19 protein-coding genes are annotated in these 22,310 nt (G+C 59.7%); 5 read left to right on the plus strand and 14 right to left on the minus strand.

The window, feature by feature from the left end:
• Positions 1 to 71: 71 nt before the first annotated feature.
• The 7 genes from htpX to J2T60_RS05585 all read right to left on the minus strand — a co-directional run bounded on the left by htpX (position 72) and on the right by J2T60_RS05585 (position 11,717).
• Positions 72 to 950: a protease HtpX gene (gene htpX, locus J2T60_RS05555; protein WP_253446521.1), complete on the minus strand. Its 879-nt coding sequence runs from the start codon at positions 948 to 950 to the stop codon at positions 72 to 74.
• A gap of 120 nt (positions 951 to 1,070) precedes the next feature.
• Complete coding sequence (gene parC / locus J2T60_RS05560) at positions 1,071 to 3,338, minus strand: DNA topoisomerase IV subunit A (protein ID WP_253446523.1); 2,268 nt, start codon at positions 3,336 to 3,338, stop codon at positions 1,071 to 1,073.
• Between the two features lie 10 nt (positions 3,339 to 3,348).
• A complete protein-coding gene (parE, locus tag J2T60_RS05565; protein ID WP_253446526.1) occupies positions 3,349 to 5,241 on the minus strand; it encodes a DNA topoisomerase IV subunit B in 1,893 nt (630 codons plus the stop codon).
• 174 nt (positions 5,242 to 5,415) lie between these two features.
• On the minus strand, positions 5,416 to 6,783 hold the full coding sequence (locus J2T60_RS05570) for a TolC family outer membrane protein (RefSeq protein ID WP_253446529.1): 1,368 nt from the start codon (positions 6,781 to 6,783) through the stop codon (positions 5,416 to 5,418).
• A 24-nt stretch (positions 6,784 to 6,807) separates the two neighbouring features.
• Positions 6,808 to 9,885: an efflux RND transporter permease subunit gene (locus J2T60_RS05575; protein ID WP_253446532.1), complete on the minus strand. Its 3,078-nt coding sequence runs from the start codon at positions 9,883 to 9,885 to the stop codon at positions 6,808 to 6,810.
• 1 nt (position 9,886) lies between these two features.
• A complete protein-coding gene (locus J2T60_RS05580; RefSeq protein ID WP_253446535.1) occupies positions 9,887 to 11,017 on the minus strand; it encodes an efflux RND transporter periplasmic adaptor subunit in 1,131 nt (376 codons plus the stop codon).
• A complete protein-coding gene (locus J2T60_RS05585) occupies positions 11,010 to 11,717 on the minus strand; it encodes a TetR/AcrR family transcriptional regulator (RefSeq protein WP_253446538.1) in 708 nt (235 codons plus the stop codon). Before J2T60_RS05585 ends, J2T60_RS05580 begins: the two co-directional genes overlap by 8 nt.
• A 167-nt stretch (positions 11,718 to 11,884) precedes the next feature.
• On the opposite strand from J2T60_RS05585, the gene J2T60_RS05590 reads away from it, so the two are divergent.
• The 5 genes from J2T60_RS05590 (at position 11,885) to arfB (ending at position 16,379) form a co-directional block, all read left to right on the plus strand.
• Positions 11,885 to 12,139 (plus strand): exodeoxyribonuclease VII small subunit, encoded by a 255-nt coding sequence (locus J2T60_RS05590; protein WP_253446541.1) that lies wholly within the window; start codon positions 11,885 to 11,887, stop codon positions 12,137 to 12,139.
• Complete coding sequence (locus J2T60_RS05595) at positions 12,117 to 13,037, plus strand: polyprenyl synthetase family protein (RefSeq protein ID WP_445376042.1); 921 nt, start codon at positions 12,117 to 12,119, stop codon at positions 13,035 to 13,037. The genes J2T60_RS05590 and J2T60_RS05595 overlap by 23 nt, the downstream gene beginning before the upstream one ends.
• Positions 13,038 to 13,127: 90 nt before the next feature.
• Positions 13,128 to 15,029 carry a 1-deoxy-D-xylulose-5-phosphate synthase gene (gene dxs, locus J2T60_RS05600; RefSeq protein ID WP_253446545.1) on the plus strand — a complete coding sequence of 634 codons (1,902 nt, stop codon included), beginning with the start codon at positions 13,128 to 13,130 and terminating at the stop codon, positions 15,027 to 15,029.
• A 43-nt stretch (positions 15,030 to 15,072) separates the two neighbouring features.
• Entirely contained in the window at positions 15,073 to 15,894 is an 822-nt protein-coding gene (gene folE2 / locus J2T60_RS05605) for a GTP cyclohydrolase FolE2 (protein WP_253446547.1), read from the plus strand.
• A gap of 68 nt (positions 15,895 to 15,962) precedes the next feature.
• Positions 15,963 to 16,379, plus strand: a complete 417-nt coding sequence (gene arfB, locus J2T60_RS05610) for an alternative ribosome rescue aminoacyl-tRNA hydrolase ArfB (protein ID WP_253446550.1) — start codon at positions 15,963 to 15,965, stop codon at positions 16,377 to 16,379.
• 344 nt (positions 16,380 to 16,723) lie between these two features.
• Here the strand turns inward: arfB and J2T60_RS05615 are convergent, their stop codons facing one another.
• The 7 genes from J2T60_RS05615 to ribBA form a co-directional block, all read right to left on the minus strand.
• Positions 16,724 to 18,022 (minus strand): serine/threonine-protein kinase, encoded by a 1,299-nt coding sequence (locus J2T60_RS05615; RefSeq protein ID WP_253446553.1) that lies wholly within the window; start codon positions 18,020 to 18,022, stop codon positions 16,724 to 16,726.
• A gap of 112 nt (positions 18,023 to 18,134) precedes the next feature.
• On the minus strand, positions 18,135 to 18,641 hold the full coding sequence (locus J2T60_RS05620; RefSeq protein ID WP_374728472.1) for a phosphatidylglycerophosphatase A family protein: 507 nt from the start codon (positions 18,639 to 18,641) through the stop codon (positions 18,135 to 18,137).
• Positions 18,628 to 19,596, minus strand: coding sequence for a thiamine-phosphate kinase (gene thiL / locus J2T60_RS05625; protein WP_253446559.1), 969 nt, complete (start codon positions 19,594 to 19,596; stop codon positions 18,628 to 18,630). Before thiL ends, J2T60_RS05620 begins: the two co-directional genes overlap by 14 nt.
• Before the next feature lie 24 nt (positions 19,597 to 19,620).
• Entirely contained in the window at positions 19,621 to 20,178 is a 558-nt protein-coding gene (locus J2T60_RS05630; RefSeq protein ID WP_253446562.1) for a DUF2889 domain-containing protein, read from the minus strand.
• Positions 20,179 to 20,619, minus strand: a complete 441-nt coding sequence (gene nusB, locus J2T60_RS05635) for a transcription antitermination factor NusB (protein ID WP_253446564.1) — start codon at positions 20,617 to 20,619, stop codon at positions 20,179 to 20,181. It abuts the gene before it with no gap.
• Positions 20,619 to 21,095 (minus strand): 6,7-dimethyl-8-ribityllumazine synthase, encoded by a 477-nt coding sequence (gene ribH, locus J2T60_RS05640; protein ID WP_253446568.1) that lies wholly within the window; start codon positions 21,093 to 21,095, stop codon positions 20,619 to 20,621. Before ribH ends, nusB begins: the two co-directional genes overlap by 1 nt.
• A 93-nt stretch (positions 21,096 to 21,188) precedes the next feature.
• Positions 21,189 to 22,307 carry a bifunctional 3,4-dihydroxy-2-butanone-4-phosphate synthase/GTP cyclohydrolase II gene (ribBA, locus tag J2T60_RS05645; RefSeq protein ID WP_253446571.1) on the minus strand — a complete coding sequence of 373 codons (1,119 nt, stop codon included), beginning with the start codon at positions 22,305 to 22,307 and terminating at the stop codon, positions 21,189 to 21,191.
• Positions 22,308 to 22,310 lie beyond the last annotated feature (3 nt).

The following is a 22,310-nucleotide window of genomic DNA, read 5'->3' on the forward strand; positions in this document are numbered from 1 at the left end:
CCCTTAGAATCAGCCAACACAAAAAAAACCGGGGACTAGCCCCGGTTTTTTTGTGTTGGCTTGGCCTACGATCACCGCATCTGCTGGAGTGCATGGATGCGTTCCTCAATGGGCGGATGGGTCATGAATAGCCGCTTGATGCCCTGCCCCGGGCGTCCGAATATACCGAAGGCCGCCATCTGATCCGGTAACTCCTGATTCTGAACACCACCCAGGCGCTTCAAGGCCGAAATCATCTTCTCCCTTCCTGCCAGCGCAGCACCGCCTTCGTCAGCCCGGAACTCCCGATAGCGGGAGAACCAGAAGACAATGGTGCTGGCCAGGATACCCAGGACCATCTGGGCGATGAACGCGGTAATAAAGAAGCCGATACCATGACCGGATTCATTCTTGAAAATAACCCGGTCCACCAAGTGACCAATCACTCGTGACAGAAAGATGACGAAGGTGTTGACCACGCCCTGCACCAGCGCCAATGTCACCATGTCGCCATTGGCGACGTGGCTCACTTCATGGCCCAGGACCGCTTCCACTTCGTCACGGCTCATATTGCGCAACAGGCCCATACTGACTGCCACTAGGGCCTTGTTCTTGTTCATGCCGGTAGCGAAGGCATTGAGCTCCTCGCCGGGATAGATGGCCACCTCGGGCATGGAAATATTGCACTGGCGTGCCTGATTCTCCACCACCCGAAGCAGCCACGCCTCGGTCTCGTTCCGGGGTTGGGTGATGACCTGTGCCCCGGTCATCTTCTTGGCGGACCATTTGGATATGGCCAGGGAGATGAAAGAGCCCCCCATGCCAAGGATGAAAGAGAAGATCAGCAGGGCCTGAAAATTGATCCCACCCTGCTCATCCAGGTAACGGTCCACCCCCAGAATGGAGGCGACAATAAACAGCACGGCCACAATGGCCAGGTTGGTCAGGACAAAAAGGCCGACTCGCTTCATTGTTGTTCACGCTCCAACTCGATTAACTCTCTGGACAAGATAGGGTCGCCACTTGAAAACTCAAGGCAATGGACCCCGGTTTCCTGGAAAGGTTCTCCGCTTTCCCGAACCGGCTATACCCTATTTGCCACTGAGACGGGCCTGGGGCACCAGATCATCCACCTTGCGCCAGCCCTGGGGCAACTTATAGCCACGGCGGCCCCGCTCACCCACATACTCTTCCAGCTCCGTGGGGCTAAGCCGCTTGTAGCGCTGTCCGCTGTAGAGAACCAGTGAGTCGGCCTCGTCGAAGGCGGTGGCAGCCACCACCCGTTCTTCCCCGGCTTTGAGCCTCTTCGGCGGAATGCCCATGAGCTTGTTGCCCTTGCCCCGGCTCAGCTCCGGCAAATCCACCAGGGGGAAGGTCAGGAAATGCCCCTCGCTTCCGGCCACGGCAATCCAGTCATGCTCCGGATCCACCACCGGGGTAGGCGGCAACACCTGGGCCCCCTTGGGCACGGTGAGCACGGCCTTGCCCTTGCGGTTACGTGAATACATATCGCCCAGACGACAGACAAAGCCGTGACCCTGGTCCGTCACCAGCAACCAACGGTCATCTTCCTGACCGATCATGACGCCGGCAAATTCCGCCCCATCGGGTGGATTGACCCGGGCCGACAAGGGCTCACCCTGCCCCCTGGCGGAAGGCAAGGTATGGGTGGGCACCGTATAGCTGCGTCCGGTGGAATCCATGAAGACCGCCAGCTGGTTACTGCGGCCTTGGGCGGAGGCCAGATAACCATCTCCGGACTTGTAGTTGAGACCCACCGGGTCCACATCATGGCCCTTGGCCGCCCGGGCCAGGCCCCGCTTGGAAAGCACCACGGTCACCGGTTCAGACGGCACCAGGTCGGTTTCATCCAGGGGCTTGGCGGCACTGCGGCTAACGATGGGCGAACGCCTGTCATCGCCATAGCGTTCGGCATCCGCCAGGATTTCCTTTTTAATCAGGGTTTTCATCCGTTGCGGGGAGCCCAGGGTCTTTTCCAGCTTTTGACGCTCGGCCTCCAGCTCGTCCTGCTCGCCCCGGATCTTCATTTCCTCCAGCTTGGCCAGGTGGCGCAGCTTGAGTTCCAGGATGGCTTCGGCCTGGTGATCGCTCAGGCCGAAGCGTTTCATCAGAACGGGTTTGGGCTGGTCCTCATCGCGAATAATCTGGATGACTTCATCAATATTGAGATAGGCCACCAGCAGGCCTTCCAGGACATGCAGACGGGCCTGAACCTTGCCCAGACGATGCTGTAAACGCCGGGTAACGGTCTGCAGGCGGAACTGCAGCCACTCGCTCAGCAGCTCCTTCAGGTTACGAACCCGAGGCCGGCCATCCAGGCCGATCACGTTCAGATTGACCCGATAGTTGCGCTCCAGGTCGGTAGTGGCGAACAAATGATTCATGAGCTGTTCTGAATCCACCCGATTGGAGCGGGGCACCACCACCAGACGCACCGGGTTCTCATGGTCTGACTCGTCCCGCAGATCGGCCACCAGCGGCAGTTTCTTCTGCCGCATCTGCTCGGCGATCTGCTCCAACACCTTGCTGCCGGAGGTATGATGCGGCAGACCGGTGATCACGATCTCACCCTCTTCCTTGTTCCAGGCGGCACGCATACGGATGGAACCATTGCCGGTCTCGTAGACCTTTCGGATATCCTCCCGGGAAGTGATGATCTCCGCCTCGGTGGGGTAATCCGGCCCCTGGATGTACTCGCAAAGCTCTTCCAGAGGCGTGCGGCTGTTCTCCAGCAAGCGCACACAGGCGCTCGCTACTTCCCTCAGGTTGTGGGGCGGGATGTCGGTGGCCATGCCCACGGCGATCCCGGTGGTGCCATTGAGCAAGACATTGGGCAGCCGCGCCGGGAGTACCTCCGGCTCTTCCATGGTGCCGTCGAAGTTGGGTCCCCAGTCCACGGTCCCCTGCCCCAGCTCGGACAGCAAGACCCCTGCATAAGGCGCCAGCCGGGCCTCGGTATAACGCATGGCGGCAAAGGATTTGGGGTCATCCGGAGAGCCCCAGTTACCCTGCCCGTCCACCAGGGGATAGCGATAGCCAAACGGCTGGGCCATGATCACCATGGCCTCGTAACAGGCGGAATCCCCATGGGGGTGGTACTTGCCCAGCACGTCACCAATGGTACGGGCGGATTTCTTGGGTTTGGCGGCAGCGGTCAGCCCCAGCTCGGACATGGCATAGACAATCCGCCGCTGCACCGGCTTCAAACCGTCACCCACATGAGGCAGGGCCCGGTCCAGGACCACATACATGGAGTAGTCCAGATAGGCTTTTTCGGAGAAATCCTTAAGTGACTGACTTTCCCAGTTGGCCTCGTTTTGGTTCAGCGTCTCGGTCATTGAACTTCCTTCAGAGAATTTCGGTGTCGGCCAGGTTGCCCTTGGATTCCAGCCACTGACGGCGATCCGGGGAACGCTTGCGGGACAGGAGCATATCCATGACGCGGTAGGTATCGTCGCCGTCGGCGATGGTCAGCTGCACCAGACGCCGGGTCTCCGGGGCAATGGTGGTCTCACGCAGTTGCACTGGGGACATCTCACCCAGCCCCTTGAAACGGGTCACTGCCAGCTTGCCCTTGAGCTTTTCCGCCTCGATACGGTCCAGCACGCCCTGCTTCTCCGCTTCGTCCAGGGCATAGAAGACCTGCTTGCCCACATCAATCCGGTACAGGGGTGGCATGGCCACGAAGATATGCCCCTGAGCTACCAGAGGACGGAAATGACGCAAGAACAGCGCACACAGCAAGGTGGCGATATGCAGGCCGTCGGAATCGGCATCTGCCAGGATGCAGACCTTCTGGTAGCGAAGGTTCTTGAGATCCTCCGAGCCCGGGTCCACGCCCAAAGCCACGCTGATATCGTGGACTTCCTGGGAGCCCAGCACCTGTGCCGGGTCCACTTCCCAGGTATTCATGATCTTGCCCCGCAGGGGCATGACCGCCTGGAATTCCCGGGCGCGGGCCTGCTTGGCGGAGCCGCCGGCCGAGTCCCCTTCCACCAGGAACAGCTCCGTGCGTTCCGGATCCTGGGCGGTACAGTCGGCCAGCTTTCCCGGCAAGGCCGGGCCCTGGACCACCCGCTTGCGGACCACCTTGCGGCTGGCCTTCAATCGCTTGTGGGCATTACTGATGGCCAGCTGGACGATCTTGTCACCGGCGTCGGAATGTTGGTTCAGCCACAGGGAGAAGGCATCCTTGACCACACCGGAGACAAAAGGCGCGCATTCCCGGGAACTGAGTCGCTCCTTGGTCTGGCCCGAGAACTGGGGGTCGTTCATCTTGACTGACAGAACGAAGACACAGTTTTCCCAGACATCTTCCGGCGTGATCCGCAGCCCGCGCGGCAAGAGGTTTCGAAAATCGGCAAATTCCCGGATGGCTTCGGTGAGACCGGCCCGCAGACCGTTCACATGGGTGCCGCCCTGGATGGTGGGGATCAGGTTCACATAGCTCTCATTGACCGGATCGCCCCCCTCGGGCAACCAGGCAATGGCCCACTCCGCGGCCTCATTGCGGCCGTCGATCCGCCCATCGAAAGGCTCATCCGGCAAGGTCTCCTGCCCGCCCATCTGTTCGGCCAGGTAATCGGCCACCCCGCCCTGATAGCACCACTCCTCGGTTTCAGCACCCGGATGGTCAAAGCGAACCGTCAGCCCCGGGCAAAGTACCGCCTTGGCCCGCAGGGCATGGCGCAAGCGGGGGATGGAAAACTTGGCGGATTCAAAATAGCTGGCATCCGGCCAGAAGGTCAGGCGCGTGCCCCGATTCCGGGGGCCCACCTTGCCCACTTTCTTGAGTTTTTCCACCGGCTTGCCGTTCTCAAAGGCCATGGCCCATTCATGGCCATCGCGCTTAATCAGCACCTCCAGCCGTTTGGACAGGGCATTGACCACCGAGACACCGACCCCATGCAAGCCGCCGGAAAACTGGTAATTCTTATCTGAAAACTTGCCGCCCGCATGGAGACGGGTGAGGATCAACTCCACCCCCGGCACCTTTTCCTTGGCATGCATGTCCACCGGCATGCCCCGGCCGTCATCTCGAACCTCCAATCCCCCATCCTTGTGTACGATCACATGAATCAGCTTGGCGTGGCCGGCGATGGCCTCGTCGACACTGTTGTCGATGACCTCCTGGGCCAGGTGGTTGGGTCGGGAGGTATCGGTATACATGCCTGGCCGCTTGCGCACAGGCTCCAGGCCGGTGAGGACCTCAATACTGGAGGAATCGTAGGTCTGGCTCATGGGACCTCATTATTCAGGGGTTAACGAACAGCAGGGATTCTAAACGACTGTCCCGGTCGGCGACAGGTCTTGACGGGAAGCAGAAGAAGAGTTCCAGGGAGGTAGCAAGCGGAGGGAGACAATATCCAGCCCCCGGCGCAAGGCACCGGAGGCTGGATGTGTCATAAATCAGGCCTATTCTTCCAGAAAGAGGGCACCCAGCATTTCCATCTGCTCACCATCCAGTTGACCGACGGCCCGTTGCAGGCGCAGGGTATCGATCAGATAGGCATAGCGGACTTCGCTCAGCTGTGTCCGGGCATTAGAGAGCTCCCGGCGGGCATTAAGCAGATCCACGGTGCTTCGCGTCCCCACTTCCACACCGATCTCGGTGGCCTCCACCGCCGCTTCACTGGATCGCACCGCCTGCTCCAGGGCCGAAATCTGTGCCACGCTGGAACGAATCCCCAAAAAGGCGTCCCGGGCACCCCGGCGCACTTCCCGCATGGCGATCTCCACCCCGGCCCATGCTTCCCGCTCCCCGGCCTGTGCCTCTCGAACCTGGGAGCGGGTCTGACCACCGGCGAACAGCGGCACATTCAGCTGAAGCTGAATATTGTCATTAACCGTATCCTGATTCTGGAAGGGATTGTCACCGGAGCTGTCCATCCACTGCCGGGATGCCACCAGATCCAGGGTGGGATAATGCCCGCTACGTGCCTGACGTACCTGCCCTTCGGCCGACTCCGCCAGAAAACGGGCCGCCACCACCTCCGGGTTATTGTCCAGCGCTCGTTCCACCCAGAAATCGATATCACCTGGCTCCGGCAAACTGGGCTCCACATCACTACCCGGCCCCTGAACCTGCTGGATATATCGTCCGGTGAGTTCATACAGCGCTTCCCGTGCCCCTTCCAACTGCCGTTCCGCGGCAATCTCATCGGAGCGGGCACGATCCAGGGCCGCCCGGGCTTCCTCCACATCGGTTCTGGAAGCGGTACCCACTTCCCGGGAAAACTCGGCCCGCTCCTTCTCCATCTCGAAGGACTCCCGCGTTGTCACACGGGTGGCCAGGGTTTCCTCCGCCACCAGAAGACCGAAATAGGCCTCGGCCACCCGAATCAACAGGTCCTGGAGAGCTCCGTCATAGCGGGCTTCGGCTTCAGCCACCCGGGCCTCCGCCTCACTCAGGCCGACCCAGGCGTCCCACTGGAACAGTGTCTGGCGGATCTCCACCCCATAGCTGGTGGTTTCCGTATTGGACTCGAAGTCCACCAGGCCCACATCCTGGGTAGCCGGATCAAAACCAATCTGCTCACCATCCGACCAGCTTTCCTGTACCTGCCCGGAAAGAGAGACCGAGGGCAGCAAGCGAGCTCTGGCCTGAGGTGTGGCTTCCTGGGCCCGCTCCAGTTGTGCCCGAGCCTGATGAATGCGCGGGTCGTTTTCCAGCGCCATCTGATAGATTTCCACCAGACCCAGACCCTCGGCTTTCAACGGCGAGGTCATCAATACGCCCATCGCCAACAAACATGCTATTAGCACTTTATGCAGCTTGACCATCTTCCTGTCTCCTTTATCGCTGCTTTATTCCTGAGCCGCGGGTTCAACGGACTGGCGTTTACGGGCCAGGTAATTTTCCACCAGTGAGTAGGCCGTGGGAATCACCACCAGGGTCAACAATGTGGAAGCCATCATGCCGAAGATAATGGCCACCCCCATGGCGGAGTTGCCCTCGGCACCGGCCCCGGTATCCAGGGCGGCCGGCACCATGGCCAGAATCAGCGTCAATGATGTCATCAACACGGGCCGCAGACGTATCGGACAAGCCTCCTTCAAGGCTTCATCCACCGACAAGCCCCGCTTGTCCCGGAACTGATTGGTCAGGTCTATGAGCAGAATCGAGTTCTTGGTTACAACACCGATAAGCAAGACCATCCCGATCATGGAGAAGATATTCAGACTCTGACCGGTAATAAAGAGCCCCACCAGGGCCCCCATGATGGCCAGGGGCATGGCCAGCATGACAATGACCGGCTGGATGAAGGAATTGAATTGGCTGCCCAGCACCATGTAGACGAGAATAATAGCCATGGCAAAGACAAATAAAATCGCGAAAATGGTTCTTTCGAATTCCCGTGCCTCGCCAGTGATTTCCACGTTGTAACCCAAAGGCAATACTTCTGCCGCCAGATCATTGAGCTTGTCCACGGCTTCGCCCAGCGGTACATCCGGATCCACATAGAAAGGCGCACTATAGTCCAGGTTGAAGCGCGAAATCACCGCCGGCCCAATACTCTCTTCAAGACGGGCTACCTGATCCAGCCGGACCAGATCACCGTTAGCCGTCCGAAGTTGTATACGGCGGATGTCATCCATCACTTCAAACTGATCCTCCCGGCCCTTGAGGCGCACGTCATAGCGCTCACCACCGCCGAAGTCATCGTCATAGCGGGCCACATCGATACCGCCCACCAGAACATTGACCGCCCGTGCTACATCGAAGGTGGTCAAACCCAACATCCGGGCTTCTTCACGATCTACATGGAGGTTGATCTCCGGTTGATCCAGACGTAGGTCCAGATCAACCCGCCCCATACCATCCACTTCATTCAAGCGGTTCTCGAAATCACGGGCCAGTTCGGCCAGCTCTTCCACGTCCGGCCCCTGGAGGAAGAACTGTAGGGGCTCACCCCGCTGTCCCCCAACCAGACCGGGGGGAGAGGCAAAGGCTCGAACGCCGGACAGATCTTCAAACCGTTCCGAAATACGGGCCATCACTTCCTGCTGACTGGCATCCCGCTCGGAATAATCCTTCAGGCGAACAAAGGCAATGCCTTCGTTGACTTGGCCAGTGCCCTGACCAAGACCAATAGCGGCGAAGAAGGCATCTACTTCGGGCTGCTCGGCCACAATGGCCTCGATTTCCTGCAGCCTTTCATTGCTGTAATGAATACTGGAACCCAGGGGCACCCGGTAATTGACGACAAACTGACCTTCATCTTCTTCCGGTGCGAATTCCCCCCCCAGCTGTCCAGCCAGCATGAAAGCCGGTACCACCAGCACCACGGCCACGAGCATCACGAGAGCACGATGGGTCAGAGCCCGGGATAACAGGCCCCGATAAAATCGATCCATGGCCCGAAAACCATTTTCCAGTACCCAATAAGTTTTCCCATGGGCCTTGGGCACATGAAGGAACCGCGAGCAGAGCATGGGAATCAGGGTCAACGCCACGAAGGTCGAGGCCAGTATCCCGAACACCACCACCACGGCAAAGGATTCAAAGAAGCGACCTATGATCCCCTCCATGAAGATCACCGGGCCAAAGATGGAAATCAGTGACAGGGATGAAGCGATGATGGCGAAAAATACCTGATTGGAACCATCGATCGAGGCCTTGACCGGATCTTCCTCGCCTTCCTCCCGGTGTCGGTAAATATTCTCCAAGACCACAATGGCATCATCCACGACCACCCCAATCAACAATAGAATGGCCAGCATGGTCATGGAGTTCAGCGTATAGCCGAAAAAGTAGATCACCGAGACCACGGCCAGCAACGACACCGGAATGGAGGCCGCGATGATCAGCGTGGAGCGCAAACTCTTGAGAAAGAACCACATCACCAATGCGGCAAGAATCACCGCCAGAATCAGGGTCCTTTCCAGATTATCAATCAAATTATTGATGAAGACCGACTGGTCCGAAGACACCGTCAGCTGCATGCCGGGGGGGAGCTGGGGTTCGATTTCTTCAGCTACCCGGCGTCGAACTTCATTGACAATCTCCACGGTATTGGTGCCGGCGATTTTCACCACACCAATACCAATGGTCTCCTCTCCCTGGAAGCGGGCGAGACTACGGTAGTCATCCAGGCCATCTACAATCTCGGCCACATCACCCAGGCGGACCAAATGGCCTTCCCGATTAGCGATGATCATCTGGGCAAGTTCATCTGGATCGTCATACTCCATATCCAACTTGACCAGCTGTTCCCGAACACCCCCTACCAGGAAGCCGCCCGGTAACTGAAAGTGCTCGGATTCCAGCACATCGATCACATCCTGAACAGCCAGCCGTTCAGCAGCCAGATCCTCCATGTCCAGCTCAATCCGGATATTACGCTCCCGGCCACCGCCGATAAGAACATCCCCCACACCGGAAACGGTTTCCAGGCGTCGCCGGATATTATTATCGGCATAGTCGGAAAGTTGCTGCAGCGTTCGATCACCTTGCAGGGAAAGCCACATCACCGGCTGGGCATCGGCTTCCACCTTGCTGATAATGGGATCTTCCGCATCGGTGGGCAGCTGATTGACCACTTCCCGGACCTTGGCCTGGACATCGTTAAAGGCGACATCGATATCGACGTCCAGATCAAAGGTGATAGTAACCGAGGAAGTCCCCGGCGAAGAGGTGGACTGGAGGTCTTCGATACCCGGTACGGTATTAACCGTACGCTCGATTTCCCGAGTCACACTGGCATCCACAATATCCGGGTCTGCCCCCGGCATGACGGTCACCACCGATATAATGGGGAAATCAATATCCGGCAGACGATCGGTGCCAATATCGTTATAGCCAATGAGACCAAAGAGCACGAGGACCGCGCTCATCATGAAGGCCATCACATGGCGTCGAACGGAAAACTCTGGGAGTGTCATATCAGTCGTCCTCCCTTACCCGGATAGCGGCTCCATCCGAAAGAAAGTTGGCACCGTCGGTCACCACCACATCGCCGGGCTCCAGCCCGGAATGAATCTCCACCCATTCCGAGGTCCGAACACCGGTTTCCACTTCGGTCTCGACCACTTCCTCGTCATCCACGAGATAAACCACCGTACCGGCAGGTCGTTGAACCAGGCTGATGGTGGGCACTCGGATGGCCTCTTCACGCTGCTCCACCACCACACGGGCTTCCACGGTCATTCCAGAACGCCAATTGCCGGGGTTCTCAAACTCCACAATGGCCCTAACCGAGCGTGACCCCGGATCCACCGCAGGCTGCAGCCGTGTCAGCTCACCCCTGACTTCACCACTGCGTCCGCCTCGCGGATGGAGAATGACTTCCATACCCCGGGAGAGGCGATCTCCCACACTCTCGGGATAGGAAACGACCGCCCGATAGCGATCACGGGGCTGAATACGAAAAGCGGACGAGCCGGCGCTGATGTAACTGCCTTCCGAAATCATGCGCTCGTCCACCACGCCCGAGGACGGTGCCACGATTCGGGTCAGACGGAGGTCCCGCTCGGCCTGGGCAAGCTGATGTCTGGCACTGCCAAGTTGTTCCCGGGTGGCATCCAGCTCGGCAGACAAGGCATCCCGATCCTGCTCGGTGGCATACTCCCGCTCCGACAAACGCTCCAAGCGCTGCAAATCCATTTCCATGCGCCGTACCTGAGCTTCCAACCGCGCCACTTCGGAAGCGGCCACATTGCGACCCAGTTCAAAGGGCTCACGCTCAATTCGTGCCAGAACGTCTCCTTCTTCCACCTCATCCCCTACGTCAGCCTCAATCCGGCGAATCTGACCCGCCACTTCGGCCGCAACGGTTGGGCTGGAGAAGGTCTCCACCGTCCCCATGGAGCGCTCCACCTCGTCCACGGTAGCCACTTCCACTTCAGTCACTCGTACCGGGGTGCCCTCAGGACCTTCGTCATCACCATTATCCTCTGCCTGGTTGTCCCCGCAGGCCGACAGCGAAACGGCCAGGACAAGCAACATCAAGACTGGCAGCCGCCAGAGTGCCGACGTCATTCCCGGCGTCATGGGCATGCTGGTTTCCTTATTCATCGGCAGTCCTCTTCTTCTCTCTTGGATTGGAATCTTGGGGTTCGGTACAGCAGGCTTCCGAAAGGCAGCCATTAATCAGTAATTTCGCCATCAGGCGGCTAAAGCGGTCGGGGTCAACGGCCAAGTCAAAACCGGGAATACGAGTCAATACCCCACGGCCTTCGTGATAGCTGACACCCACTTTCATCAGCAACCAGGCGAGGAGATTGACGTCCAATCCGGCGGGCAGATCACCCTTCTCCTGACGGCGCTCCAGATGGCCTCTGAGCCGGGTAAAGGGTTCGGAAATCATTTCCGAAATCTGGGCCAGGGATTCGGGATTCCCTGCCATCATTTCCCGACGAACCAGTCGCAGCAGATGGTCACCATCATGCTCAAACGTCTGAAGCTGGTCCCGGATAAAACCCGCCATGCAATCTTCCAAAGTACCCGCCTCCCAGGAGCGATCCTCTACCAACCAAAGGACACGCTGATTGACCTGCCAGAGCACGGCCCGATGCAGGGCATCCTTGCTGGGAAAGTGATGGAACACCGTGGCCTTGCCCACGCCCGCTTCACGGGCGATGCGGGAAATGGAAACGCCTTCCACGCCGTGTTCCGCAAACAGACGAATCGCCACCTCCAGAATATTGCACGCCCCCTCCGAAAACGTTTCGGAAGAGCCGGGCCGGACGGGGCAGCGGGAAGGGTTATCGGCCATGGGTACCTCGAATATTCAACGACCGACCGACCGGTCGGTCCGGGATGGGTCGGGATTCTACCCCTCAATCCCGCCATGTCAAGGAAAACGGGATCATGGATTGCGACACGGGGGTGGACGCGGTAGGGTTAGCCGCGATTTCACTGGCATGGAAGAGGACACAGACCATGGCGGAAAAGAAAGACAAACAGGTGGATTTCGAACAATCGCTCAATGAGCTGGAAGCCTTGGTGGAGCGTCTGGAGGGTGGCGATCTCAGTCTGGAAGAATCCCTGAAGGCGTTTGAATCCGGGGTTGCCCTGACCCGGCAATGCCGGGATGCCCTAACCCAGGCCGAACAGAAGATTCAGAAGCTGAGCGGAAATGGTGAGGATACGGAATTGAGCCCTTTCGAGGAAGATGAGGATGGCGAATCCAACTGATTCCAGCACGGCAGGATACACGGTGGAAGGCCATTTGAACCGATTGCAGGCCCGAATCGAAACGCAACTGAGCCAATGCCTCCCTGAGTCCCCGTCCCGGCATCAGCTGCTGGCTGCCATGGACTACGGCTTGACCGGTGGCGGCAAGCGATTGCGCCCCCTACTGGTCTACGCAGCCGGCGCCCTGCTGGACGCGCCCCAGTCGAGGCTGGATACGGTCGCCCTCTCGGTGGAAATGATCCACGCCTATTCCCTGATCCATGATGATCTGCCGGCGATGGATGACGACGACCTTCGCCGAGGACGACCCACCTGCCACCTGGCCTTTGATGAGGCCACGGCGATCCTGGCCGGCGATGCCCTGCAATCCGAGGCCTTCCGCCAGTTGGCCGGGATTACTCATCCCGACCCCGCCCGTCCTGCCCGCATGATCGCCCTGCTCGCCGAAGCCGCCGGCCCACTGGGCATGGCCGGCGGCCAGGCGCTTGACCTGGCCTTGACGGGCGGCCCGGCGGATGAAGCGGCCTTGACCCGTCTGCATGAACAAAAGACCGGCGCCCTTATCGCCGCAGCTCTTCAACTAGGCGGGCTGGCGGCGGATGAAATTCCGGATTCCCGGCTGGATCAGCTGGGTCATATTGGCCGGGACATCGGCCTGGCTTTTCAGATCCAGGACGATGTACTGGATGCCACCACCAACACCGAAGTCCTGGGCAAGCGACAAGGCGCCGATGCCGCCCGGGCCCATCCCACCTTCACCAGCCTGCTGGGCACCGAAGAAGCCACACGACGCTACCGACAGCTTTACGCTGAAGCACTCTCGGCCCTGGCCCCCTTTGGTCAGCGGAGCGAGCTCCTGGCAGGTTTGATCGATGCGATGATGCAGCGATCGCATTGAACAATCATTTACCGACAATCCGGTGTTCAACTTGATTGCACCCCCCTTGGGGGCGGATAATTTGCCCTTGTCCCACTAAGCGTCCGCACAATGACCCGAACTGACACCCAATACCCACTGCTCTCCGGTATCGAGAGCCCGGAAGACCTGCGCGCCCTGGACCGGGCCGAGCTGCCTGCAGTGGCGGAGGAATTGCGCCGCTTCATGGTAACGACACTCAGTGCCAGCGGCGGTCATTTCGCTGCCGGCCTGGGCGTGGTGGAACTGACGCTTGCCCTGCACTACGCCTACCGGACACCCCATGACCGGATTGTCTGGGATGTGGGCCACCAGGCCTATCCGCACAAGATTCTTACAGGCCGTCGCGAACAACTGCATACCATCCGCAAGCCCGGTGGCCTCGCCCCCTTTCCCAAGCGGGCGGAAAGCGAGTACGACACCTTCGGGGTAGGCCACTCCTCGACGTCCGTAAGTGCGGCCCTGGGCATGTCACTGGCCAATCGGGTGCAAGGCGGCGATCGCAAGGTCGCGGCCGTCATCGGTGACGGTGCCATGACTGCCGGCATGGCCTTCGAGGCCCTAAACCACGCCGGCTCAAGCAAAGCGGACATGCTCATCATTCTCAACGACAATGACATGTCCATTTCCGAGAACGTGGGGGCCCTGTCCAACTATTTCTCCCGGGTGCTTTCAGGTCGCCTCTATGGCGGCTTCCGGGAAGGCAGCAAGAAGGCACTGGAACTGGTCCCACCCCTGCGGGAGTTGGTGCGCCGCTCCGAGGAGCATTTCAAGGGCATGGTACTGCCCGCCACCCTGTTCGAGGAACTGGGCCTGAATTACATCGGCCCCGTGGATGGTCATGATGTGGACACCCTGGTGGAAACCCTGAGCAATCTCCAGGAACGCCCCGGTCCGCAGTTTCTGCATGTGGTGACCCGCAAGGGCAAGGGTTACGGACCGGCGGAGCTGGATCCCATCACCTGGCATGGGCCCGGCAAGTTCGACCCCGAGACCGGCAAGATGGCCCCAAAGGGAGCCAGCGGCCCCAGCTATTCCCAGGTCTTCGGTGAGTGGGCTTGCGACATGGCAGCCAAAGACGAGCGTTTTGTAGCTATCACCCCGGCCATGCGGGAAGGCTCGGGCTTGGTGGACTATCACAAGCGATTCCCGGACCGCTATTATGATGTGGGTATCGCGGAACAGCATTCCGTCACCCTGGCCGCGGGTCTAGCCTGTGACGGCATCAAGCCGGTAGTGGCCATCTATTCCACCTTCCTGCAACGGGCCTACGATCAGCTCATTCATGATGTGGCGGTACAAAACCTGCCGGTTCTGTTTGCCATCGATCGGGCCGGTCCAGTGGGCGGCGACGGCTCCACCCATGCCGGCAGTTTCGATATCAGCTTCCTGCGCTGCATTCCCAATATGGCCGTCCTGGCACCGGCTGACGAGAACGAATGCCGGCAACTACTCTATACCGCCTATTGCCATGAGGGGCCGGCCGCGGTTCGCTACCCCCGGGGCCAGGGGCCGGGCGCCGTCATCGAATCCGAGATGAGCGAACTTCCCTGGGGCAAGGCCAGACAGATTCGGCAAGGCAAGGGACTGGCCATATTGTCCTTTGGCGCCCTGTTGGCCGAGGCTGTAGAGATTGCCGAATTACTGAATGCCAGTGTCTGGGACATGCGGTTTGTGAAACCCCTGGACCGGGATGCTGTCGAATCGGCAGCCGGGGAGCACGAAACCCTGGTTACCATTGAGGACAATACGATTCAGGGCGGTGCGGGAAGCGCCGTGCTGGAATGCCTGTCGGAATTGGGCGTTGAACGCCCCACGCTGACCATCGGCCTACCGGATGATTTCCTGGGCCATGGTTCCCGTGGGGACGTTTTAGGGGAAGCCGGCCTTACGGTCGAGCAAATGCACCGGCGTATTGAGCGTTGGCTGACGACGCATCTATCCGCTGAAAAGAAACAGAGCCAGGTTTCCTGAAACCGTCCAGGCCACTTCTGACACAAAGAGGAATTTTCGGATCATGAGCAAACAGACCGAGGCCAACGTCACCGCCATCGATGATGTCCAGGGCAGCGCCGATACCCGTCAGATCCCCATCAACAAGGTGGGCATCAAGGATATTCGCCATCCGGTGCGCGTCCGCGACCGCAGCGGCGGCGAGCAACACACCATTGCCAACTTCAATATGTATGTGGACCTGCCCCATAACTTCAAGGGCACCCATATGTCCCGTTTCGTCCAGATCCTGGAAAACCAGGACCGGGAGATCACGGTCAAATCCTTCAAGGATATGCTCGGGGACATGACCGAACTGCTGGAAGCCGATGCCGGGCATATCGAAATGCGCTTCCCCTACTTCGTCAACAAGAAAGCCCCCATCTCGGGCGTGGAAAGCTTGATGGATTACGAAGTAGGCTTTCTCGGCGAGCGCAGTAATGGCCAAAACCACATGACCGTGGAAGTGGTGGTTCCAGTCACCAGTCTCTGTCCCTGCTCCAAGAAAATTTCCGACTACGGCGCCCACAATCAGCGCTCCCATGTAACCATCAAGGCTCGGATTCAAGATTTCGTCTGGATCGAGGAGCTCATCGACCTGGTGGAAGCCGAGGCCTCCTGCGAGCTGTATGGCCTGCTCAAGCGGCCTGATGAAAAGCATGTGACCGAACGGGCCTACGATAACCCCAAGTTCGTGGAAGACATGGTCCGGGATATTGCCGTAGCCCTGAATCGGGATGAGCGGATTGTCGCTTACACCGTGGCCTCGGAGAATTTCGAATCCATTCACAACCATTCCGCCTATGCCTTGATTGAGAAAGACAAGGAAGCGGAACAAAAGCACTGATTCATGAGCACCGGGAGAGCGGCCCTTGCCGCTCTCCCGGTCACTCCGGATCGCCTCGGGTCACCTTCATGCTGGAGATTTCCAATAACGTTCATCTTCCCGACGAGGAGATTGAACTCACAGCCATTCGTGCCCGTGGCGCAGGGGGCCAAAACGTCAATAAAGTTTCCACCGCCATTCAGCTGCGATTTGATATCGCCGCCTCCTCCCTGCCGGATTTCTACAAGGAACGGCTACTGGCATTGAGCGACCACCGCATCACCAAGAGCGGCCTGGTGGTCCTCAAAGCCGACGAGACCCGCAGCCAGGAAGACAACAAGGCCGCCGCCCTGGCCCGCCTGCAACAGCTCATCCGCAGCGTGGCCATCACCCCCAAAAAACGCCGCCCCAGCAAACCCAGCAAACGCGCCAAAGCCCGTCGGGTGGACGAAAAGAAAAAACGGGGCAAGAACAAACGCCTGAGAAAACCGCCCGGCATGGATTGATTCCTGCCCTTCTGCCTTTCTTCGTGCCCTTCGTGTTCGCCTTTGTATTTAAAATCAATCACGAAGTACGCGAAGAAAGGCAGAAGGACACGAAGGGGGGATTAGCTTAAGAAAGCTCTTCGAGCTCTGCGGATGCTCTGTGACCTCTGTGTTGCAAAGTACCCAGACCGCTCACAGCCGAAAGCGTCGGGCCAGGAATGGCCCTCCCACAGCGGTACCACCGTAGGAGCGGATTCATCCGCGATTGGCTTGACAGAGGGAATGGCGGTGGCTCAAAGCCCATCGCGAATAACTTCGCTCCTACGGGCTTTTCCACCTTGGCGTCTTGGCGTGGGCCAAGGCTTTTAGCTGCTTAGTCGGGCCAGGAGCATACGCAGGAATTGGCGCATGAAGCGCAGCTGGCAATCCGAGGAACAACGATCCACGGCGGTGGCGGTGAGCCGCAGGACCTCCACCTCCTCTGCGGCCACGATACTGGAATCCCGCCGGACTTCATCCAGATAACCGGCCTCGCCAAAGCACTGACCGGCCCGCAACTGCCCCACCCGCTCGCCGCTTCGCTGAATGGCCACGCAGCCACTGACCAGTACGAAAAAACTCTGGTCCAGCTCCCCGGCCCGTACCACTGTTTCGCCTTCCCGGAATTCTTCCCAGCTGCCGGCATTGAGCAGCTCCCAGATATCGGGATAGGCGAAATCCCGAAAGAAACTCAAATGGCGCAACTGGCGGAAACGCTCCTGCTCCACCAGCTGCTGACGCAGACGGGCGGCCTGCTTGAAGGCCTGGGAGAGATCAGCGGCAAATTCCAGCCCGGAGCGATAGCGCCTCCCGGGCTGCTTTTCCAGCGAGCGGTTGACGATTCGCTCCAGCTCCGGCGGCACTTCTTCACGCAGGCGATGCACCGGCATGGGAGAGGCATAGCTCACCTGCTGGCGAAGCTTTTCCAGAGTATCGCCGTAGAAAGGCCGTTTACCGGTCAACAGTTCGTAGAGGACCACACCCAAGGCATAGAGATCCGTTTCCCGGGTGGTGATATGTTTTGTCAGTTGTTCGGGGGGCATATAGCTGGGCGAGCCGATCAGGCCTCGTACCTGATTCAGCCCCCCCAAAGCCGTTCGGGCCACCCCGAAATCCACCAGGCGAACATCACCATCGCGGGTCAAGAGGATATTGCCGGGCTTGATATCCCGATGGATGACTCCTTGGCGATGAGCATATTCCAGGGCCCGCGCGCACTTAAAGGCCACTTCGACGGCCTTGCCCACGGGCAGCAGATGATCCGGGTGAGTGTGTTCGGACAGGGGGCGGGCACCGCTGATGTATTCCATCACCACATAGCGAACATCATCCAGCTCGCCGGCATCGAGAATCGGTAGGATATTGGGGTGATCCAGCATCCCCGCCATCTGGGCTTCATTGAAAAAAAGCCGGCGCCGGATTTCGGCCTCTTCCGAGCTCAACTCATCGCTCGAGGTATAAAGCTTGACCGCCACGTCCCGGCCCCGATAAGCATCGTGGCAAAGATAGACGGTACTGGTACTGCCACGACCCAGCTCACGGGTCAGAATGTACTTCCCAATGCGCTTGGGTGCGGGCTTGTCCAGGGGGACAATCCGTTCCTTTCCTCGTTTCCGGCTCGTCATGGTGTTATTTCCCCAGGCGGATTGGGCCTCTTGATAAGCCACTACATAATGTAAACACGAATACCCACCGTCCACCAGCCCGCCCCGGGCCGGCGACACGATGGACAAGGAGCTACCAGTAGAACACCCAGAAGGCATAACCACCCCAAAGCAGGACCGCCGCCATGACACCGGCCAGCACATCATCCATCATGATGCCGACACCGCCACCAACATGCCGATCCAGCAGGCTGATGGGCCAGGGCTTGAGCACATCAAAAAAACGAAAAAGCAGGAAACCCGCCACCAGAGTCCAGAGGGTTACCGGCACCACCAGCATGGTAATCAACCAGCCGGCAATCTCATCCCAGACGATACCCGGATGATCGTGACTGTTCAGGCGCCGGGCGCTTTCCCCGCAAATCCAGAACCCCGCCAGCGTAACCAACAATGCCAAAAGCCCCTGTGCCCAGAGTGGCCAAGTAGCGGAAAGCAGGATCAAGGGCAAAGCGGCCACCGTACCCACGGTACCCGGGGCCTTGCGGGACAGACCCAGACCGAAGCCGAAAGCTAAAAAATGAACCGGCTGAGTGAATACCGTGACCGCTGGCGGGAAAGGCGCATGCTTACGCATCGTCATCTCCAAAATGGGAAAAACCAGCTTCCAGGGGCACAGGCTGGCCATCGCGATCCAGCACCGTCAGTTCCGGACCTTGGGTGATCTCGCCAATGTCGCTCAGCATGATTCCTTCTGCGGCGGCCTCTCGAACCAGGGTCTCAACCGCCTCCGGAGCTACGGCGCAGAGGATCTCGTAATCATCGCCGCCGGACAGAGCCAGGGCATCGGACTCTTCTTCGGCATGGGCCATGAGCGCGCGGGAACGGGGCAGACGTTGACTGTGGATCGTGGCCCCCACACCACTGGCCGACAACAGATGCGTCAAGTCCCCCACGAGGCCATCGGACAAATCGATAGCAGCCCGGGCATGACGGGCCAACAGCGGCGACAGCGCCAGACGGGCCTGGGGGTAGAGGTAGCGCTTGAGCAGTTCTGATTCCACCGCATCCGCCGCATGCCCATCCCCCAGAGCGATGTCCAGGCCGGCACGGGCATCCCCCAGGGTGCCGGACACCAGCAGACGGTCACCAGGGCGCGCCCCGCTGCGCTGAACCGCCTGACCATGCAGGGGCCCGAGCAGGGTCACGGCCACGGAAAGCGGTCCCCGGGTGGTGTCACCGCCAGCCAGGGTGACACCTGAGTCGCGGGCCAGGGACAGCAGACCATCGCTGAAATCGGCCAGCCAGGCCTCATCCACTTCCGGCAGACAGAGGGAGAGCAACATCCAGCGCGGCTGGGCCCCCATGGCCACCATGTCACTGAGATTCACGGCCAGCGCCCGATGGCCCACGGCCGCTCCGGGCGCATCATGCGGGAAATGAACATCTTCATTGATGGTGTCCATGACCCAGGCCAGATTCGTATTACCGGCCAAGACCACGGCACCATCATCACCGATACCAACAGGCAGATCCGCAGCCGGTGACACCGCCTGCCGGAAATAGCGCTGGATGAGGTCGAATTCCCGCTGACTCATGGCCGTTCACTCACTGATGGGTGCCTAGCCTCGATCCGGCTTTTGATACCAGCGCGGATAGTGCTCCCGGACCACCGGGCCGTCCGAACGCAGGGCATGACAGGAATCGATATGACGGGGCTTGCCCCGACTGGCCACAGTGGGGTCTTTCTTCTTGAGCGGCCCGATGGTCTGAAAGGCCACGATGGCCAGGTTGTCCAGCAAGGTCACCAGATGGGTGCAGCCCTTAACACCTCCTACCTGCTCACGCATGGCCCGTGACCAGCCCGGTTTGACCACCAGACCCTCAACCCGGCGGAAGGCGGCGGTGATTTCCGGGCAAACCGCGAAGGGATGATCATCCATGGCCGCTTCCACCCGGTGAATGAGAAAATCATCATCCAGGGTCATGCGCAGCCCCATTCGATGAATGAATTCCCCCGGCTGGATAACCCCCCGATACTGGTTCTCGAAGGGGTAGGTTTTTTCATCGGTGAGCCGGCCCTCGATATCCCAAAGACCGTCGTCCCGCTGAAAGCCCTCGCAAATGATCCGGCGCTCATGAATTTTGCGCCGGCCAGACTGACTCTCCGGGAGCCCCACTTATCGGCCTCGCTCGGTCTTGCGCAACTCGGCGGCGGCCCGATCCAGTACCGCATTGATGAAACGGTGGCTGTCATCCGCGCCGAAGCGCCGAGCCAGGGAAACCGCCTCATCCAACACCACCCGCCAGGGCACTTCAATTCGATCCCGCAACTCCAGGGTAGCTACCATGAGGATAGCCCGCTCCACCGGGTCCAATTGCACTTCGGGCCGATCCAGAAAGGCATCGAATTGGGACTTGATGGTCGCCGGATCGGCCAGGCACTGGCGGACCAGGGCATCGAAATACTCCCCGTCCGCCCGGTCCATGCCGTCTTCCTCGTGGAACTGGGCCAGCAGATCCGCCGTGTCGGTGTCGGCCAGCTGCCATTGATAGACCGCCTGCACGGCCAGATGGCGGGCCCGGCTGCGGCGCTGGGCTATTTCTCGCGTTTCGCTCATCAGCTTCCGATCCGCTTTAGCAGATTGACCATTTCGATCACGGCCGTGGTGGCTTCCACGCCCTTGTTGCCGGCCTTGGTACCGGAGCGCTCCACGCCCTGCTCAATGGTATCCACCGTCAACACGCCGAATCCCACCGGCAGCCCGGTTTCGTCCGACACCCGGCCCAGGCCGCGGGTGCATTCGCCGCAGACATAGTCAAAATGGGGCGTGGCCCCACGAATGACACAGCCCAGGGCCACAATGCCATCGTACTGGCCGGTGGCCGCCACCTTGCGGGCCGCCAGGGGCAGCTCCCAGGCGCCGGGGACGCGAATGATTTCGATATCCGCTTCCCGAGCGCCGTGGCGACGCAGGGTATCCACCGCGCCTTCCACCAGCCGTTCCACCAAAAAGCTGTTAAAGCGAGTGGCCAGGATGGCGAACTTCGCCCCCTTCACCACCATTTCACCTTCCACTGTCTTGATATCCGCCATGATTCCCGTTCCTGCAATTATTGGGGGCTGTCCCCATTGTTACATTCCACCGAGGCAGGAACCGATCATCTCCCCGCCTCGGAAAGCGTTCCTTTAATCCCCGGTGCCCACGTACTCCACCACTTCCAGTCCGAACCCGGAGATGCCCTGCATGCGTTTCGGCGCCGAGAGCACCTTCATCTTGCGGACACCCAGATCGGCCAGGATCTGGGCGCCAATGCCATAGGTTCTGAGCACGGTGGCCCCGTCATCACCCGGCGCCTCGTCGGGCTCGGGCAAGTCCGGCCCATGCTGCAATCGTTCAATCAGATCACGGGGGTTGTCCTCGGGCCGCAGAATCACCAGCACCCCGCCATCCCGGGCAATCTTTTGCATGGCGTTACGCAGCGGCCAGCCCATGGACTGCCACTGAATGCCCACCACATCGCCCAGAGTATCCTGCAAATGCACCCGTACCGGCACTGCGGTCTCAGGGTCGATGTCACCGCGTGTCAGGGCCACATGCACAGTCTTGTGCAGATGATCCTCATAGGCATGCAAATCGAACTCGCCGAACTCGGTGGGTACCTTGCGGCTGTAAATCCGCTCCACCGTGTGTTCATTGTCCATGCGATGACGAATCAAATCGGCAATGGTGCCGATCTTGAGATTGTGCTCGGCGGCAAAGCGCTCCAGATCCGGGCGGCGCGCCATGGTGCCGTCTTCATTCAGGATCTCCACGATGGTACAGGAGGGAATGGCGCCACTCAGGCGGCCCAGGTCACAGCCGGCTTCGGTATGCCCGGCCCGGGTCAGCACGCCACCGGGCTGGGCCATGATGGGAAAGATATGCCCCGGCTGAACCAGGTCCTCGGGCTTGGACTCCGGATCCACGGCCACCTGTACAGTGCGAGCCCGGTCGTGGGCGGAGATGCCGGTGGTTACCCCTTCGGCCGCCTCCACCGAGACCGTGAAGTTGGTGCCGAAGGAGGCATCGTTCTCGCTCACCATCAGGGGCAGGCGCAGTTGCTGGCAACGCTCCCGGGTCAGGGTGACGCAGATCAGGCCACGGCCATAACGGGCCATGAAATTAATGTCTTCCGGTGTGACCCGCTCTGAAAGCATCATGAGATCGCCTTCATTCTCCCGGTCCTCGTCATCCACCATGATGACCATCTTGCCCGCGGCCAGGTCTTCCAGAATTTCATCGATATTGTTGAATTCAGTACTCATCTC

This window comes from Natronospira proteinivora (genome assembly GCF_024170465.1).
GTDB classification, from domain to species: Bacteria; Pseudomonadota; Gammaproteobacteria; order Natronospirales; family Natronospiraceae; genus Natronospira; species Natronospira proteinivora.

Coding starts and splice junctions, on each gene's coding strand:
- htpX (WP_253446521.1), bottom strand. CDS start 950: ATGAAGCGAGTCGGCCTTTTTGTCCTGACCAACCTGGCCATTGTGGCC.
- parE (WP_253446526.1), bottom strand. CDS start 5,241: ATGAGCCAGACCTACGATTCCTCCAGTATTGAGGTCCTCACCGGCCTG.
- J2T60_RS05585 (WP_253446538.1), bottom strand. CDS start 11,717: ATGGCCGATAACCCTTCCCGCTGCCCCGTCCGGCCCGGCTCTTCCGAA.
- folE2 (WP_253446547.1), top strand. CDS start 15,073: ATGAGCAAACAGACCGAGGCCAACGTCACCGCCATCGATGATGTCCAG.
- J2T60_RS05595 (WP_445376042.1), top strand. CDS start 12,117: ATGAGGATGGCGAATCCAACTGATTCCAGCACGGCAGGATACACGGTG.
- J2T60_RS05620 (WP_374728472.1), bottom strand. CDS start 18,641: ATGACGATGCGTAAGCATGCGCCTTTCCCGCCAGCGGTCACGGTATTC.
- J2T60_RS05590 (WP_253446541.1), top strand. CDS start 11,885: ATGGCGGAAAAGAAAGACAAACAGGTGGATTTCGAACAATCGCTCAAT.
- J2T60_RS05570 (WP_253446529.1), bottom strand. CDS start 6,783: ATGGTCAAGCTGCATAAAGTGCTAATAGCATGTTTGTTGGCGATGGGC.
- J2T60_RS05575 (WP_253446532.1), bottom strand. CDS start 9,885: ATGACACTCCCAGAGTTTTCCGTTCGACGCCATGTGATGGCCTTCATG.
- nusB (WP_253446564.1), bottom strand. CDS start 20,619: ATGAGCGAAACGCGAGAAATAGCCCAGCGCCGCAGCCGGGCCCGCCAT.
- J2T60_RS05615 (WP_253446553.1), bottom strand. CDS start 18,022: ATGACGAGCCGGAAACGAGGAAAGGAACGGATTGTCCCCCTGGACAAG.
- parC (WP_253446523.1), bottom strand. CDS start 3,338: ATGACCGAGACGCTGAACCAAAACGAGGCCAACTGGGAAAGTCAGTCA.
- thiL (WP_253446559.1), bottom strand. CDS start 19,596: ATGAGTCAGCGGGAATTCGACCTCATCCAGCGCTATTTCCGGCAGGCG.
- dxs (WP_253446545.1), top strand. CDS start 13,128: ATGACCCGAACTGACACCCAATACCCACTGCTCTCCGGTATCGAGAGC.
- J2T60_RS05580 (WP_253446535.1), bottom strand. CDS start 11,017: ATGAATAAGGAAACCAGCATGCCCATGACGCCGGGAATGACGTCGGCA.
- arfB (WP_253446550.1), top strand. CDS start 15,963: ATGCTGGAGATTTCCAATAACGTTCATCTTCCCGACGAGGAGATTGAA.
- ribH (WP_253446568.1), bottom strand. CDS start 21,095: ATGGCGGATATCAAGACAGTGGAAGGTGAAATGGTGGTGAAGGGGGCG.
- ribBA (WP_253446571.1), bottom strand. CDS start 22,307: ATGAGTACTGAATTCAACAATATCGATGAAATTCTGGAAGACCTGGCC.